This is a genomic window from Reichenbachiella sp. (genome assembly GCF_965223055.1).
Lineage (GTDB): Bacteria > Bacteroidota > Bacteroidia > Cytophagales > Cyclobacteriaceae > Reichenbachiella.
On the sequence record NZ_CBDCVM010000011.1, the window covers coordinates 101,358 to 114,009 of the forward strand.

The 12,652-nt window shown below is 39.5% G+C and carries 10 protein-coding genes; 2 read left to right on the forward strand and 8 right to left on the reverse strand.

All coding sequences use genetic code 11. The annotated features are described in order from the left end of the window. Window positions 1-23: 23 nt before the first annotated feature. Window positions 24-1,220, forward strand: a complete 1,197-nt coding sequence (locus tag ACOQO5_RS11410; protein ID WP_420581823.1) for an S-adenosylmethionine:tRNA ribosyltransferase-isomerase — start codon at window positions 24-26, stop codon at window positions 1,218-1,220. Window positions 1,221-1,315: 95 nt separating this feature from the next. Here the strand turns inward: ACOQO5_RS11410 and ACOQO5_RS11415 are convergent, their stop codons facing one another. Then, window positions 1,316-2,128, reverse strand: a complete 813-nt coding sequence (locus ACOQO5_RS11415; protein ID WP_420581824.1) for an ion transporter — start codon at window positions 2,126-2,128, stop codon at window positions 1,316-1,318. 219 nt (window positions 2,129-2,347) lie between these two features. Here ACOQO5_RS11415 and ACOQO5_RS11420 point away from each other — a divergent pair, with 219 nt between their 5' ends. Continuing rightward, window positions 2,348-5,077: a triple tyrosine motif-containing protein gene (locus tag ACOQO5_RS11420; protein ID WP_420581825.1), complete on the forward strand. Its 2,730-nt coding sequence runs from the start codon at window positions 2,348-2,350 to the stop codon at window positions 5,075-5,077. A 59-nt stretch (window positions 5,078-5,136) separates the two neighbouring features. On the opposite strand, the gene ACOQO5_RS11425 is transcribed toward ACOQO5_RS11420, so the two are convergent. The 7 genes from ACOQO5_RS11425 to ACOQO5_RS11455 form a co-directional block, all read right to left on the reverse strand. Continuing rightward, window positions 5,137-5,583 (reverse strand): DoxX family protein, encoded by a 447-nt coding sequence (locus ACOQO5_RS11425; RefSeq protein WP_420581826.1) that lies wholly within the window; start codon window positions 5,581-5,583, stop codon window positions 5,137-5,139. A 108-nt stretch (window positions 5,584-5,691) separates the two neighbouring features. Continuing rightward, a complete protein-coding gene (locus ACOQO5_RS11430; protein ID WP_420581827.1) occupies window positions 5,692-5,961 on the reverse strand; it encodes a hypothetical protein in 270 nt (89 codons plus the stop codon). After that, window positions 5,961-7,304: a PhoH family protein gene (locus tag ACOQO5_RS11435; protein WP_420581828.1), complete on the reverse strand. Its 1,344-nt coding sequence runs from the start codon at window positions 7,302-7,304 to the stop codon at window positions 5,961-5,963. The genes ACOQO5_RS11430 and ACOQO5_RS11435 overlap by 1 nt, the downstream gene beginning before the upstream one ends. Before the next feature lie 141 nt (window positions 7,305-7,445). After that, entirely contained in the window at window positions 7,446-9,284 is a 1,839-nt protein-coding gene (locus tag ACOQO5_RS11440) for a peptidase M61 (RefSeq protein WP_420581829.1), read from the reverse strand. Between the two features lie 75 nt (window positions 9,285-9,359). Continuing rightward, on the reverse strand, window positions 9,360-9,809 hold the full coding sequence (locus ACOQO5_RS11445) for a GNAT family N-acetyltransferase (RefSeq protein WP_420581830.1): 450 nt from the start codon (window positions 9,807-9,809) through the stop codon (window positions 9,360-9,362). Then, window positions 9,796-11,388 (reverse strand): M1 family metallopeptidase, encoded by a 1,593-nt coding sequence (locus ACOQO5_RS11450; protein WP_420581831.1) that lies wholly within the window; start codon window positions 11,386-11,388, stop codon window positions 9,796-9,798. The genes ACOQO5_RS11445 and ACOQO5_RS11450 overlap by 14 nt, the downstream gene beginning before the upstream one ends. Window positions 11,389-11,446: 58 nt before the next feature. Continuing rightward, window positions 11,447-12,610: a J domain-containing protein gene (locus tag ACOQO5_RS11455; RefSeq protein WP_420581832.1), complete on the reverse strand. Its 1,164-nt coding sequence runs from the start codon at window positions 12,608-12,610 to the stop codon at window positions 11,447-11,449. Window positions 12,611-12,652 lie beyond the last annotated feature (42 nt).

A 12,652-nucleotide genomic window follows, 5' to 3' on the forward strand; every position in this document is an offset into this window, starting at 1 on the left:
TTTGAATCTTTAAAAATAATCAGATGGCTTCAGATTCTGCTTCGCTTGAAAAATACCTGTACGAACTCCCCGAACACCGAATTGCCAAACACCCTTTGGCGAATAGAGATGACTCCAAATTACTCCTCTACCAAACCGGCGAAATATCCCATCAGACATTCAAAGAGGTAGTAGACCTGGTGCCAGATAACGCCCTCCTCTTCCTCAACAATACCAAGGTCATAGCAGCACGACTATTTTTTCGAAAATCTACTGGCGCACAAATTGAAGTTTTTCTAACAGAGCCCATCTTGCCTCATACGGAATTTCAAAAAGCTTTGAAAGCCAAAAATAAGTGTACGTGGAAATGTATGATAGGAAATCTAAAAAAATGGAAAGATGAGAATATCCTTTCATTGAGATTGAATGATGACCTAAACATTGAGGCCCGATTAGCAGATCGCGAACAAAACCTGGTGGAGTTTTCGTGGGCAGGCGATCAAGAATTTCTATCCATAGTGGAAGCAGCAGGGCACGTACCGCTACCCCCTTACCTCAATCGCGAAGAAGAAGCTGAAGACAAAGAAAGATACCAAACTGTATTTTCAGAAAATGAAGGTGCCGTAGCGGCTCCCACAGCTGGTCTCCACTTTACAGATGAAATACTGGAGTCACTCCGTAAAAAAGGAGTAAACCAAGATCGCGTAACACTCCATGTAAGTGCGGGGACATTTCGTCCAATCAAAGACACTGATTTCAAAAACCATGATATGCACAATGAAAGGATCATTGTGAATCGAACCAACATTGAAAGTATATTATCTACCAATGGGCCGATTATTCCTGTAGGCACGACGGCTTTGCGAACTTTAGAAAGTTTGTATTGGTATGGTGTGAAGCTCTCTCAAGATAGTTCTAGCAAGTTTTTTGTCGAAAAAAATGATCCTTATGAAAATCACCTCCAGGGTGTCTCATTGGAGGATGCAATGAAAGCTATTTTAAAAAAAATGGATGGATTGGATTTGGATGAATTGAAAGGAGAAACAGAGATTTTCATCTACCCTGGCTATACCTTTAAAGTAGCCAATGGGCTATTTACGAACTTCCATATGCCTGCCTCTACTTTGGTTTTGTTAGTAGCCGCATTTGTTGGAGAAGATTGGCAAAAGATCTATAAAGAAGCTTTAAACAATGATTACAGATTCCTAAGTTATGGTGACACCTCATTGCTTTTGCCTTGAGACTAAACTTTCAGTCTGCTCTAATCGTATAAAGAAATAATTTTCCTAGTTTGATTTTAGAATCCCATCATTCGAATTGACGAGTGGTGGGATTTTTATTTTTTAATCTCCTTTATCAGCTTATCTATTTTTCTATTGAGCATCTCTATCTGATGCTGAGACTTGCGGTGCTCAGCCAAGGTGATCTCAGACTTTAGATCCTCCTCTTCTTTCACATCCTGCATATGCATCTCATTCATGGTGTTCACCACAATTGCTATAAAAATATTGAGCGTAGTATAGGTTGCAATGAGTATAAAAGGAATAAAGAAAATGTATGCATGCGGTGTTTGTTGCATCATTGGTCGAGCAATGCCGGAAGACCAACTTTCCAATGTCATGATTTGAAAAAGCGTAAACATGGACTCACCGATATCTCCAAACCACTGAGGAAAATCCTGACTATATAAGTTTGTAGCCAACACTGCAAATATGTAAAACACCATGACCAACAAGACCATAATCCATCCAATACTTGGAATAGATTTGATCAGTGCTTCAATAATAACCCTAAGCTTAGGCACATTTTTGATCAGACGAAGGGTTCTTAAAATTCGCACCGTACGGAACACAGAAAATGAACCGGCAGCAGGTATAGCGGCAATTGCTACAATTAAGAAATCAAAAATATTCCAGGCGCTTTTGAAAAATCGATAGCTAAAAGCATACAGCTTCAAGACAATCTCTATGACAAACACAGCTAAGATCGCATCATCGATCCACTGAAAGAAAGCCCCAAAACTCTTCATCAAGGGTTTAGAAGTTTCCATCCCAATAGTGATACTATTCAGGATGATTAGTCCAACGATAAAATTCTGGAATTTTGGGCTCTCAAGAAATTTTCCGAGTTTTTCTCTGTGATTGGCCATTTTCAAGTATTAAAGACTGTTTTTCAAAAGATAGGCAAATATATAAGACTCCCAAAGGAGCATGAATTTAAATCTTGATTAATTCATTACTCCTGCATAAATGAGCTGATTACTGAACTTATGTCAATATTCATTTTTTAATAAAAAATACCCGAAGGTTAATATTCGCAACCTTATTATATTTGACTAAGAAGTATTTCCATACTAAATCAAATTCAGATGCCAACGTCTAAATTAAAAAGCTACCTCCTCCTATTATTCATAGTGATATTCCATTGTGTTCAAGCACAAAAAGGTGACTTTCTTCTTTCTCATTATTCACTAGACGTTGATGGCTTGGATAACCTCAACTTTGAGTTGAAAGTAAATGAAGATGGTCAGCTATGTATAGCCAACAGATCAGGGGTTTTGCTTTATGAAGGCAACAACTGGGAGTTTAAAGCCACACCTAGCGCAGCGCTCTCTATCGACTTCGACTCCCTAGGTCATATTTTTGTTGGCTGTGCCGGTGATTTTGGGAAATTTGGATTCCAGGATGGCAAATATCAATTCATCTCATTGAACCCCAACAAAACTGATGAAAGCCTCTACTTCAAGACCATAGTTCGTGATTCATTGGCCTTTTTCATTAGTGAAACCAATGTCATTCGTTATCATTTGGGACAGCACAAATCATTCATCAACTACCTGGATGACCCGGATGAGCATTTCACTTATCTATTTGAAGCAGATGGTGACATCATGGTGCAAACCAACAAAAAGATTTACCGCTATCATGAAGATCAGTTGGTAGACGATTTAGACTGGAAACTACCAGAAAATGCTCAATTCCTATTTTTTGACAAGCACCCTACCAGAGAACAATATGTAGCTGGGACTATGGACAACAAGGTCTATATCTACAGAAAAAAGAATTTTTATGAATGTAAGATGTCTAAGTTCCTTACCGAGCATGAGTCGTTTGTGAACAACGGCGTATGGGTGGACGATAACCATTTTGCACTCAGTACACTAGAGGATGGTATTATACTTTACAGCAACAGAAAGTCAAAAATTGTTGATGTTATCAACCACGACAAAGGACTTCCTGACAACGAAATTTACACCATTGGCCGGGATCATGAAGGTGGCCTTTGGATCTCTCACGAGTTCGGATTGTCAAGACTGGAAATCGGTGTTCCATTTAGAAGTTTTACCAACTACCACGGTTTGGAAGGAAACCTCAAAGACATCTATTGGTTCAAGGGACATTTGTATGTATCAACCAGCAAAGGAGTCTTCTATTTAGAGAAAAGTCTCAACTACAAAAACACTGTTTATTATGTACCTGTAAAAGGGGGTAGAGCTACTGCTACCACTGCTTCTGTATCCAAAAAGCAACAAAAAGCACAGCGGTCCAGAGGAAAGAAAAAAGGCCCCACGTCAGGCGGAACTAAAGGATCCACAACAAAATATGAACGGCGTGTAAAAAAACATCTGGTGAGTTCTGGCTACGAATTTATCAAAGTGGAAGGCATAGAAGCTAAGTGTGAAAAATTTATTCGCTACAAGAAAAAACTACTTGTAGCTTCTTCAAACGGACTATACGAAATCATAAAAGAATACGATAGAAAGGAAAAAGAATACGAGCACACCGCGGAGCTAGTAGTTCATGAGCCCATTAGATTCACCTTTATCGACAATCATGAAGGTCGTCTTGTAATTGCCAATCACTACAATGAGATCAAGCTGTACAACCACGAAGACGAAATTTGGGTACAAGAAGATCAAATCGATTTTCATGGTGAAATGGTGTTGAGTGCACTTCATCAACACAATGGCATTACCTGGTTTGCGACCCCAAGTCACCTTTACAGATACGATTCATTGTCCTCCACCTACCATGATTTTCGCGAGTACAAATATCACAATCAGTTCATTGATGAAGTAAGAATAGCGGCTATTGACAACCAACTCTATCTCATCAACTCCATTGGATACTTCTATCTAGACGGCGCAAAAGACACCATTCTGGAAGACACCACCCTTATGCAGACAATAGGTCGGCCTGTCAAACACTTGCAAGAGCATGGAGGCAAAGTCTGGGTAAACAATGGCGAAGCCTGGTATCAAATCAATCGTAACAAGTCATTGGTCAAACGAGAGATATTCGGGCTGTTCCCGAATATGTCATTCATCACCAACTACAGAGACAATATTTGGTTGATCGACGACTCGCATGAATTGCTCAAGTATTATCCAAGCCAAGATGATTCGTTGGTTTGGAAAAATCACATGTATTTGCGCGAAGCCAAGAGTAACAAGGGTGATGTAAACATCAACGTAAAGGGTCCAATTGCTTTCGAACATGATGAAAATTCCTTCTATTTTGAAATGGCACGACCGGATTATCGCGGCCTTTTGCAAATTGAATATCAATATATGCTTAGTGGGCTAAATGACAACTGGTCTGAGTGGTCTACCAACAATCAGATCAGCTTCAATTACCTGCCACCAGGACATTACAAACTAGATATTCGCTCTCGTGATCACTTTGGCCAAATCCAGCAGTTGGATACAGTGAAATTCACGATCAAACCACCCTACTGGCAAACACTTTGGTTCTATGGGTTGCAGATTATTTTCATGACAGGGCTGGTCTTTGGTTCAGTGATTATGAATAGACAAGCTCAGCAAAAATACGTTTTAGTGACAGAGGGACTGACCATCCTGACCATAGTAATGGTAATCGAATTTTTGCAAACAGTAGCTGGTGGCACCTTGGGTATAGAGAGTACACCAGTCATTGACTTTGCGATCGATGTGATGATCGCACTCTGCGTATTCCCATTGGAGCAATTCTTGAAAAAATTGATGAAAGTTAGTCGACAAGGGCCTGGTTTAAATGGCATGGCCTTTTTAGACTTGTTTAAGTTTTCTAAATCAGAGACTCAAAAAGCAAAGGCCTAAACATTTACAGTCTTACAACGTGACGCAAGAAGAAGGAGCCAGAGAAAAGAAGTCTTTAGCTACTTTATCTTTTTCATCAGCCATCGGTCGATAGAAAACTTTCCCGATCCGCCTATAACAATGATTAGAGATAGGCCAATGGCCAGCAAGTGAAATTCGAATCCTTCGCCGCGTTGTTCGGAATACCAATTCATGAAGAAGTGATCATGAACGACATAATAGATGGCTCCCATCATCACGAGGATGAAGCTCCCAGCCATAAACCTTGAAAAAAGGCCAAGCAGGATAGCGATCATACCAAAGAATTCGGCAAAAGCAACAAGTGCAGTTATGAAAGAAGGTATACCAAACCACTGCTGGAAAGCATCCATAACCGGCTGCAATCCATGACCTCCCCAGATGCCCAATATTTTCTGAGCTCCATGTGGAAAAATGACAATGCCCAATGTAATTCGAGCAATGAATAAGATGAGTAAATCTTCTGTATTGATGAGTTTTTGAAACATTTGATTGAGTATTTGAACTATGAAGAAGATAGGTCACTGTAACCCAATAGCCATACCACATTACATCAGCGGTTGCCATTTGTAAAAAAACATTTCAATGCTCTAAAATCACATATCCATCAACCAAATGATCAAAATAACTACCGCAAGTAGCATAATAAATACTCCTATCTTATTTCGAACAGCTTGTTTGGCCTTAGCTTTTTTAACCATCATCAAGTAATGAATATCTTCTCTTGTAACCTTGAATTTGGTTTTTTTCTTTGAAAAATACTTGTCTTTTTTTGTTTTATAAAATGGCTGAGTATCCTTCAGGAGTTTTCGATTATCATCAAAACTCTGTCTGCCCTGCCTTGAAAACCCTATGCCGCCTGTCATTACAAAAGTTCATTTGCCAAGTTAGCCAACTCCGACCGTTCACCTTTTTCAAGGTTAATATTAGCAAAGAGTTCTTGCCCTTGCAGACGATCTACTAAATAGGACAAACCATTACTTTGAGAGTCCAGATATGGGGTGTCGATCTGATGGATATCTCCCGTAAATACAATTTTGGTATTCTCACCAGCTCGAGTGATAATTGTCTTCACCTCGTGCGGTGTCAGGTTTTGAGCTTCGTCTACGATGAAGTAAATGTTGGATAAACTTCTTCCTCGAATGTAGGCCAATGGAGTAATTAACAGTTTCTCTTGATTCACCATGTCAGTCAATCGCTTGTACTCTTTGTCGGTCTCTTTGTAGTGATTCTGTATAAATTTCAAATTATCCCAGAGCGGCTCCATGTAGGGGTTGAGTTTGGACTTGATATCGCCAGGCAGGTAACCAATGTCTTTATTGCTCAGTGGAACGATGGGTCTGGCCAGATATATTTGCTTGAATTCTCGCTTTTGCTCCAATGCACAGGCGAGTGCCAGCAAGGTTTTTCCTGTTCCAGCCATGCCGGTGATTGCCGCCAGCCTCACATCAGGATTCATCATGCAATGAATGGCAAAAGCTTGCTCTGCGTTTCTTGGTTTGATGTTGTAGACCGTTTTCTTTTCTACATGACCCAATTTTTCCGTCAATGGATTGTAAAAGCTTAAGGCCGAATTTTTAGGACTCTTTAGGATGTAGTATCCGTTATTATGGAACTCGTAGTCCTTGGATACTTTTTTAGGGTCTACTTCTCCTTTCTTATATAAGGTATCTATGGCAGTAGCTGGCACTTTGCTAATTTCATACTTACCTGTAACGAGTTCAGAAGCATCTTTAATTTTACCAGTCTCGTAATCTTCCGCAGTCAGGTCTAAAGACTTTGCTTTCAACCGTAAATTGATGTCCTTTGAAACCAAAATGACTTTACGACCCTTCTCTTCTTTTTTTAGTCTGAGTGCTGCATTTAGAATTTTGTGGTCATTTTTTCTATCGCCAAATATTTTTACCGCATCGAAATCGGGATCAGCCTCTGAATGCATCAACACCTTAAATTTTCCTTTGGTTTTTCCATTGAGTGGAATCCAATCCTGGAGCATGTGATCCTTTGCCAATCCGTCCAATAGTCTGGCAAATTCTCGCGCTTCAAAATTTAATGTATCGTTGCCTTTTTTAAAATTATCTAACTCCTCCAGCACCGTAATGGGTATCCCAATGTCATGCTCCGCAAAGTTCATGATGGAGTCATGTGAAAAGAGAATTACTGATGTATCAAGGACAAATATTTTTTTCTCACTACCTTTCTTCGCCATATCAATGTAGGAATTAGTTCTATAGTAAAATGGAAAATTTTACATTAATCTACAAGCGAACCCAATGATTATAGGAGAATTAATTTGAAGAAATTTCTAAATTTCTTACGTGCCAACTTTCTAGATGAATTAACACAAGAATTATTTATTAACCCACGCTTTTCTCAATTTCAACTGAGCATCAGTGGGGTTGTCCGAAAGCTTAATAGAAGCATCAAATTTTCGATTGATTTCAATAGCTTCCGCCTTCAGTTTTACTTTTTTAAGCTTCCCTTTTTCATCTCTTCGTAAAACTACTGCTTGAATCTTATCACCTACCTGATGGCGATCTGTAAAAGCCCAAAATTCTTCTTCATAGTTTTCAATATCAATTTCTACTCCATCGAATTTATAGATGATGTCGCCTACTTCATAACCCATTTGTATACCAAATACATTCATCTGATCTATGGACTGAATAATTAGTCGATTGTCTGATTCATTGACTGAAAAGCTAAGGTGCCCCAGAGAAAGTTCTTTTTCTGTTCGGGCAGGCTCAAATAATATGCCTACCTTGTCTAGCACCTCTTGATAAGGAATAGGCGTAGTCCCTTCTACGTATGTACTAAAAAACTCGCGAATCTGTGGGTAAGTCATTTCGGTAATGGTATCAAACAATTCTTCATCTTTAAACGACTGTGTCTTTCCATACTTTTTAGCGAGATCCTGCATCATATCCTGAACGCCATACGCTCCATAAGACAACTCTCTCAATCGAATATCCAGCGCCACCCCAATCAAAGCACCCTTTTGGTAGACATTGCCATATTGGTCTTTTGTCTCTCCCAGACAGTTGAGACTCAATTCGGTAAAAGGCAACTGGTCATCAAATCTGGAAGTCGATTGGTCAATCTTATTAAGCAAAACATTCAAATAATCCACCAGTGACATTTCTCCATATTTTACCTGAGCCAAGCCTGCAGCATATTCAGTCATTCCCTCATAAAGCCATAAGTGCTTCGACATTTTGGGATTGATAAAATCAAAGTTTCCAATTTCCTCAGAATGAACATTGAGCGGCGTGAGAATATGAAAAAATTCGTGAGCAGCTACATCGCGGATCACCTGAGTCAGGCGATAAGGGTCAATTTCAGGCAGGCTATAAAACGACGAATACGAATGCTCTAAAGCGCCTAACTTGCCTGAAATAGGACTGGTATCAAATAGATATATAATAAATGCATACCTAGCAACCGGAAGCTCACCAAGGTATTCGTATTGTGCTTTTAGCGTTGGCTCAATCTGTTCTTTTACGAATACTGGATCCAACACCTTATTCGGAGAATAAACTGCAATGAGTATTTCCGCCCCTCCTATTTCGAAGGTAGTGGTATCTGGCAAGGAATACATGATAGGTCCATCAACCAGGTCAATATAATTTGGCGCCAGAAAAACATCTGATGAGTCATTGATAGAATCCTTATTTAACGCAGAAGCTCCGTACATCCCTTTTGGGTAATCAATATGGAGCTCGTAGGCAAAGTTTTTCATGCCCTGCAGATAGCCTACAAAACCGTAAGTGTTGATCACATAATTCTTGCCTTCTTCTATATTGGTACCTGCTGGTTCAAATACAAAATTCCCTTTCTCAGAGTCAAAAGTATCTTCGATCCAATAGGAGACCAAAGCAAGTTTTTCACTCCCCTTTATTAAAATACGATTATCTGTCAACTGCTCTGTAACAAGTTCATTACCATCAGTATCAAATGCCTTAAAGTCAGTAAAAAACCGTCCAAAATCGTAGATGGAATAAGTGCCTGGTACAATCTTCGGTACACGAAATTCAATCTCTTCTTTTTCTACCTTTGGCACCTGACAGACAACTTTTACTTTGTCATCCACCACCTTGTTTAAGTCGATGGAAATAGTGTATTTCTCTTGAGCCAAAAGAGAAGTCGAAACACACAACAAGACAACAAGCAGTCTGATATTAATATTCATTTGATAAATTTTATTCAATAATATTGGGTATGACTCTAAAAACAAGAAAGAATTAAGCAAAAGAAGCAATGCTCGTTATTTTAATTGCTTCTTTAGTAGAATTCGGTTTTCTGACTGCTCGGGTCTGTGCTCCAAACCCACAATTCCGAACCCTGAACTAATAGCAAAGTGAAGCATGTTTTTATGACGGTTTCGAGTTTTTAAAATAACAGAATCAAATCCTTCTTCAACTGCAAACTGTTCCTGAAAGCCGGCTAGTGCTTTGGCCAATCCCATTTTTCTAAACCTTGGCAACACACCTCCCATCCAGGTATAAAAAGATGTATTCCCAAACTTATCATAGCCCACTTTAAATCCGGCCAACTCATTTTCCACTTTTGCTATAGCAATAAGATACTTTTTGCCATCCAATCTTTTCAGGTATTCTTCTCTACCATACGGACTGTCAAATTCGGGAATTTGATTGCTTATCTTAACGACTTCCTCAATGGTGCCTTCTCTTATGGTGGCTTTATTCGAACTCATTTCTTGTAAATTTTCCAAGGATAACATTGTTAGGATCAATCTCTACATCACTAACCCGTTCGCATGGAATTTCAATAACCTGTGTTTTATCGCTTAGTAAAACCCTCTTGTTTACAGTAGAGCCGCTTTTTTGTTCAACCTGAATATCAAATTCCAATTGATAAACGAAGTTTGTTTGTTGTTCAAAACTCAGATTCAATATTCCTTTTTTATAATTCCAGCTATACCATATTTCAGGTGCTCCAGGGGTATAAAACCATTGCTTAAAAAACTTATCCAAGTTCGCTTTTGAAATTTCATTAGCAGCAGCAATAAAATCCTGAGTGCTGGCAATATCATATTTGTACTGCTCATAAAAGGCGAGTATGATTTTTTGGAAGGTATTCTCTCCCACCTGATAACGAAGCATTCTCAGCATCCAGCCCGCCTTATCGTAGGTCATTGGATTCATGAGTTTATTCAAATTTTCTACAGGTTGTTGAACAATCATTTGATTAGGATTTTCTCTCTGAAAGTCTAGTATTTTTTTCTCCTCTTTTTGCAGTTTGGCAAAAAGACTATCTGGGCCAAGTGCTCTTTCCACCCAGTAATTTTCAAAAAAAGTAGCAAACCCTTCACTGATCCAAAGGTCAGCCCAATCGGCCTCGGTCACGGCATCTCCAAACCATTGATGTCCTATTTCATGAGCTATGGTTTGATTGATTTGTTGTTCTCCAGTTAAGGAAGTTTCAGGGTAGAATATATTTCCTGCATTCTCCATGCCTCCAAATCTTGTACTCGATTCTACCTGATCACACTTTGAAAAAGGATAACCTTTCATATAATCAACTAACATTTCGTAGATGGCTGGAGCTTCTGAAAAATCATGAAGTGCCAAGGCTTGTGACTCCTTGTATACCCAAGCTTTAATCATCCCCTCTCTATCTAAGGTTTTAGTAACAAATGGAGCCACACCAATTACCATGACTTTTGATGAAATGGGCTTACTCATCTTCCAGACGGTTTGTTTCCAACCTGCATCCACGAGTTCTTCACTTTGCAAATCTCCATTCGCCACTACCTGATATTTGGCGGGAGTAGTTACTCTAAATTCACAGGTAGCTTTCTCGGAAGGGTGATCAATTACTGGAAGCCAATGGTGCGCTCGATTCGGCCAATGTTCAGCGAAAAAAGTCCGCTCTCCATGTTTATTTTGAGAAATAACCAAACCATCCGAAGGGACTCCTTGATAAGTCACTATCAAGTCAGCTGATTCTCCGGATTGAATCGTATTCGGCGTAGAAATTCGCAACACATCTGAACGATGAACATAGTCGACCTCTTTTTCTCCAAAGAACATGGTCTTTACCTTCATCCCGGCATTAGCAAAATCTAAAACCGTAAACTCAGGAACGGAGCTTGGATAGTGAATTGAAAGTACTGCTGTGACAGCCACAACGTCACTGGTATCATTCAAAACAATATCGAACTGATAGTTTTGTATATCGAAGACAGCGGTCGCAGGTCTTTGACTATAAGAATAATTACTAAGGAACAGTAAGCATAAAAAGAAAAACTGGCAACTCTGGACTAATGACATGAGGAATAGCTTTTATCCAAAAATAAGAGTTAAACATTTGCTATAGGAAAAGATTTGACTAGCGGTCGTATGTATCTACATCTAGCATAAAATTGGGATCAATAGCTTTTGCCGCAGCAACAACTCTTCTTGCCGCAGAGGATCTGCCCATTGCTTGCAAGGCTCGGCCTTCAATCTGGTATTGCCACAAGCTATCCACCCAAATTTCTTTTGTCCATGCAACGGCATCGACAGCTTCCTGATAATGATTCAGCTCTAAATGAGTCTGAGCTACTTTCATGTAAATGTCATAATGCGTCGGTGGAACCATATTGGCATTGATTACTATTGGATATGCGCTGCCAATAGTTACCTCATATTCAGAAGAGGCCAAATCTGCCCCAATTTGGTAGTAATTCAACGCCATCTCTAAATCTTTCATTCCATCTTCATAGAGCATACCCATCTCCAAATAAAAACTAGTGGTTCGGTACCCATACAAGTGCATCATTTGGAACATCTCCAATGCCTTTCCTACTTCTCCCATGCCTTGATAGGCCGCAGCCATTTTCTTTAAGTATGAAATTGTATTGCTCACAGAATAATCTTTGAGCATATCATAGTGATTTATGGCCTCTTCATATTGACCTTCAGACAGGAACTGATCTCCCTTGTCCTTGATTTCCTTCAATAACAAATCCTTGAAGTCCTTCATATCCTCTTCTTCGAACCAAAAAGGCCCCATACTACTGATCATTTGAAGGCTTTGTTCGAGATCGCCATTATGATGCACTGATTTTACTTCATTGAAAACGGCTCTTCTTCCTGCTAATAACTCTGCTTTTTGACGCTCCTGATATTGCCTATTGAGGTACATGCCTGTGGTGATGACCAGCGCTACAGAAAAAGCAAATAGAAAGGCATAAGCCGTTGCTTTCCAGTTGCTCATTTGTGGTGCATAGTATCTTTCTCTTCTTTGCGATGGATATGTTCTTCTATAAATTGGATTGGCAATTCCGTGAGCAGAAGCTCCATATCTCAACATCATGTCATGCTTGGATCGTTTGTACGGGTTGGACAGTACCTGATGGGCCTCATTCACTTGCTTGAATAACTCCTCCATATTTTTATCGCCTGCATGCTTGTCAGGATGGTAGCTCAATGCCTTCGATTTGAATGCGGCCTTGATCTCTGCATCAGTCGCACTGGAAGAAACACCCAAGATGTGATAGTAATTGATCATTTCAGAGATTCGCGTGTCAAATAAAACGTAGGAAAATAAAAA

What these genes read in the sequence shown, in the direction of transcription:
- ACOQO5_RS11410 (WP_420581823.1), top strand. Translation starts at nt 24, where the DNA reads ATGGCTTCAGATTCTGCTTCGCTTGAAAAATACCTGTACGAACTCCCC.
- ACOQO5_RS11415 (WP_420581824.1), bottom strand. Translation starts at nt 2,128, where the DNA reads ATGGCCAATCACAGAGAAAAACTCGGAAAATTTCTTGAGAGCCCAAAA.
- ACOQO5_RS11420 (WP_420581825.1), top strand. Translation starts at nt 2,348, where the DNA reads ATGCCAACGTCTAAATTAAAAAGCTACCTCCTCCTATTATTCATAGTG.
- ACOQO5_RS11425 (WP_420581826.1), bottom strand. Translation starts at nt 5,583, where the DNA reads ATGTTTCAAAAACTCATCAATACAGAAGATTTACTCATCTTATTCATT.
- ACOQO5_RS11430 (WP_420581827.1), bottom strand. Translation starts at nt 5,961, where the DNA reads ATGACAGGCGGCATAGGGTTTTCAAGGCAGGGCAGACAGAGTTTTGAT.
- ACOQO5_RS11435 (WP_420581828.1), bottom strand. Translation starts at nt 7,304, where the DNA reads ATGGCGAAGAAAGGTAGTGAGAAAAAAATATTTGTCCTTGATACATCA.
- ACOQO5_RS11440 (WP_420581829.1), bottom strand. Translation starts at nt 9,284, where the DNA reads ATGAATATTAATATCAGACTGCTTGTTGTCTTGTTGTGTGTTTCGACT.
- ACOQO5_RS11445 (WP_420581830.1), bottom strand. Translation starts at nt 9,809, where the DNA reads ATGAGTTCGAATAAAGCCACCATAAGAGAAGGCACCATTGAGGAAGTC.
- ACOQO5_RS11450 (WP_420581831.1), bottom strand. Translation starts at nt 11,388, where the DNA reads ATGTCATTAGTCCAGAGTTGCCAGTTTTTCTTTTTATGCTTACTGTTC.
- ACOQO5_RS11455 (WP_420581832.1), bottom strand. Translation starts at nt 12,610, where the DNA reads ATGATCAATTACTATCACATCTTGGGTGTTTCTTCCAGTGCGACTGAT.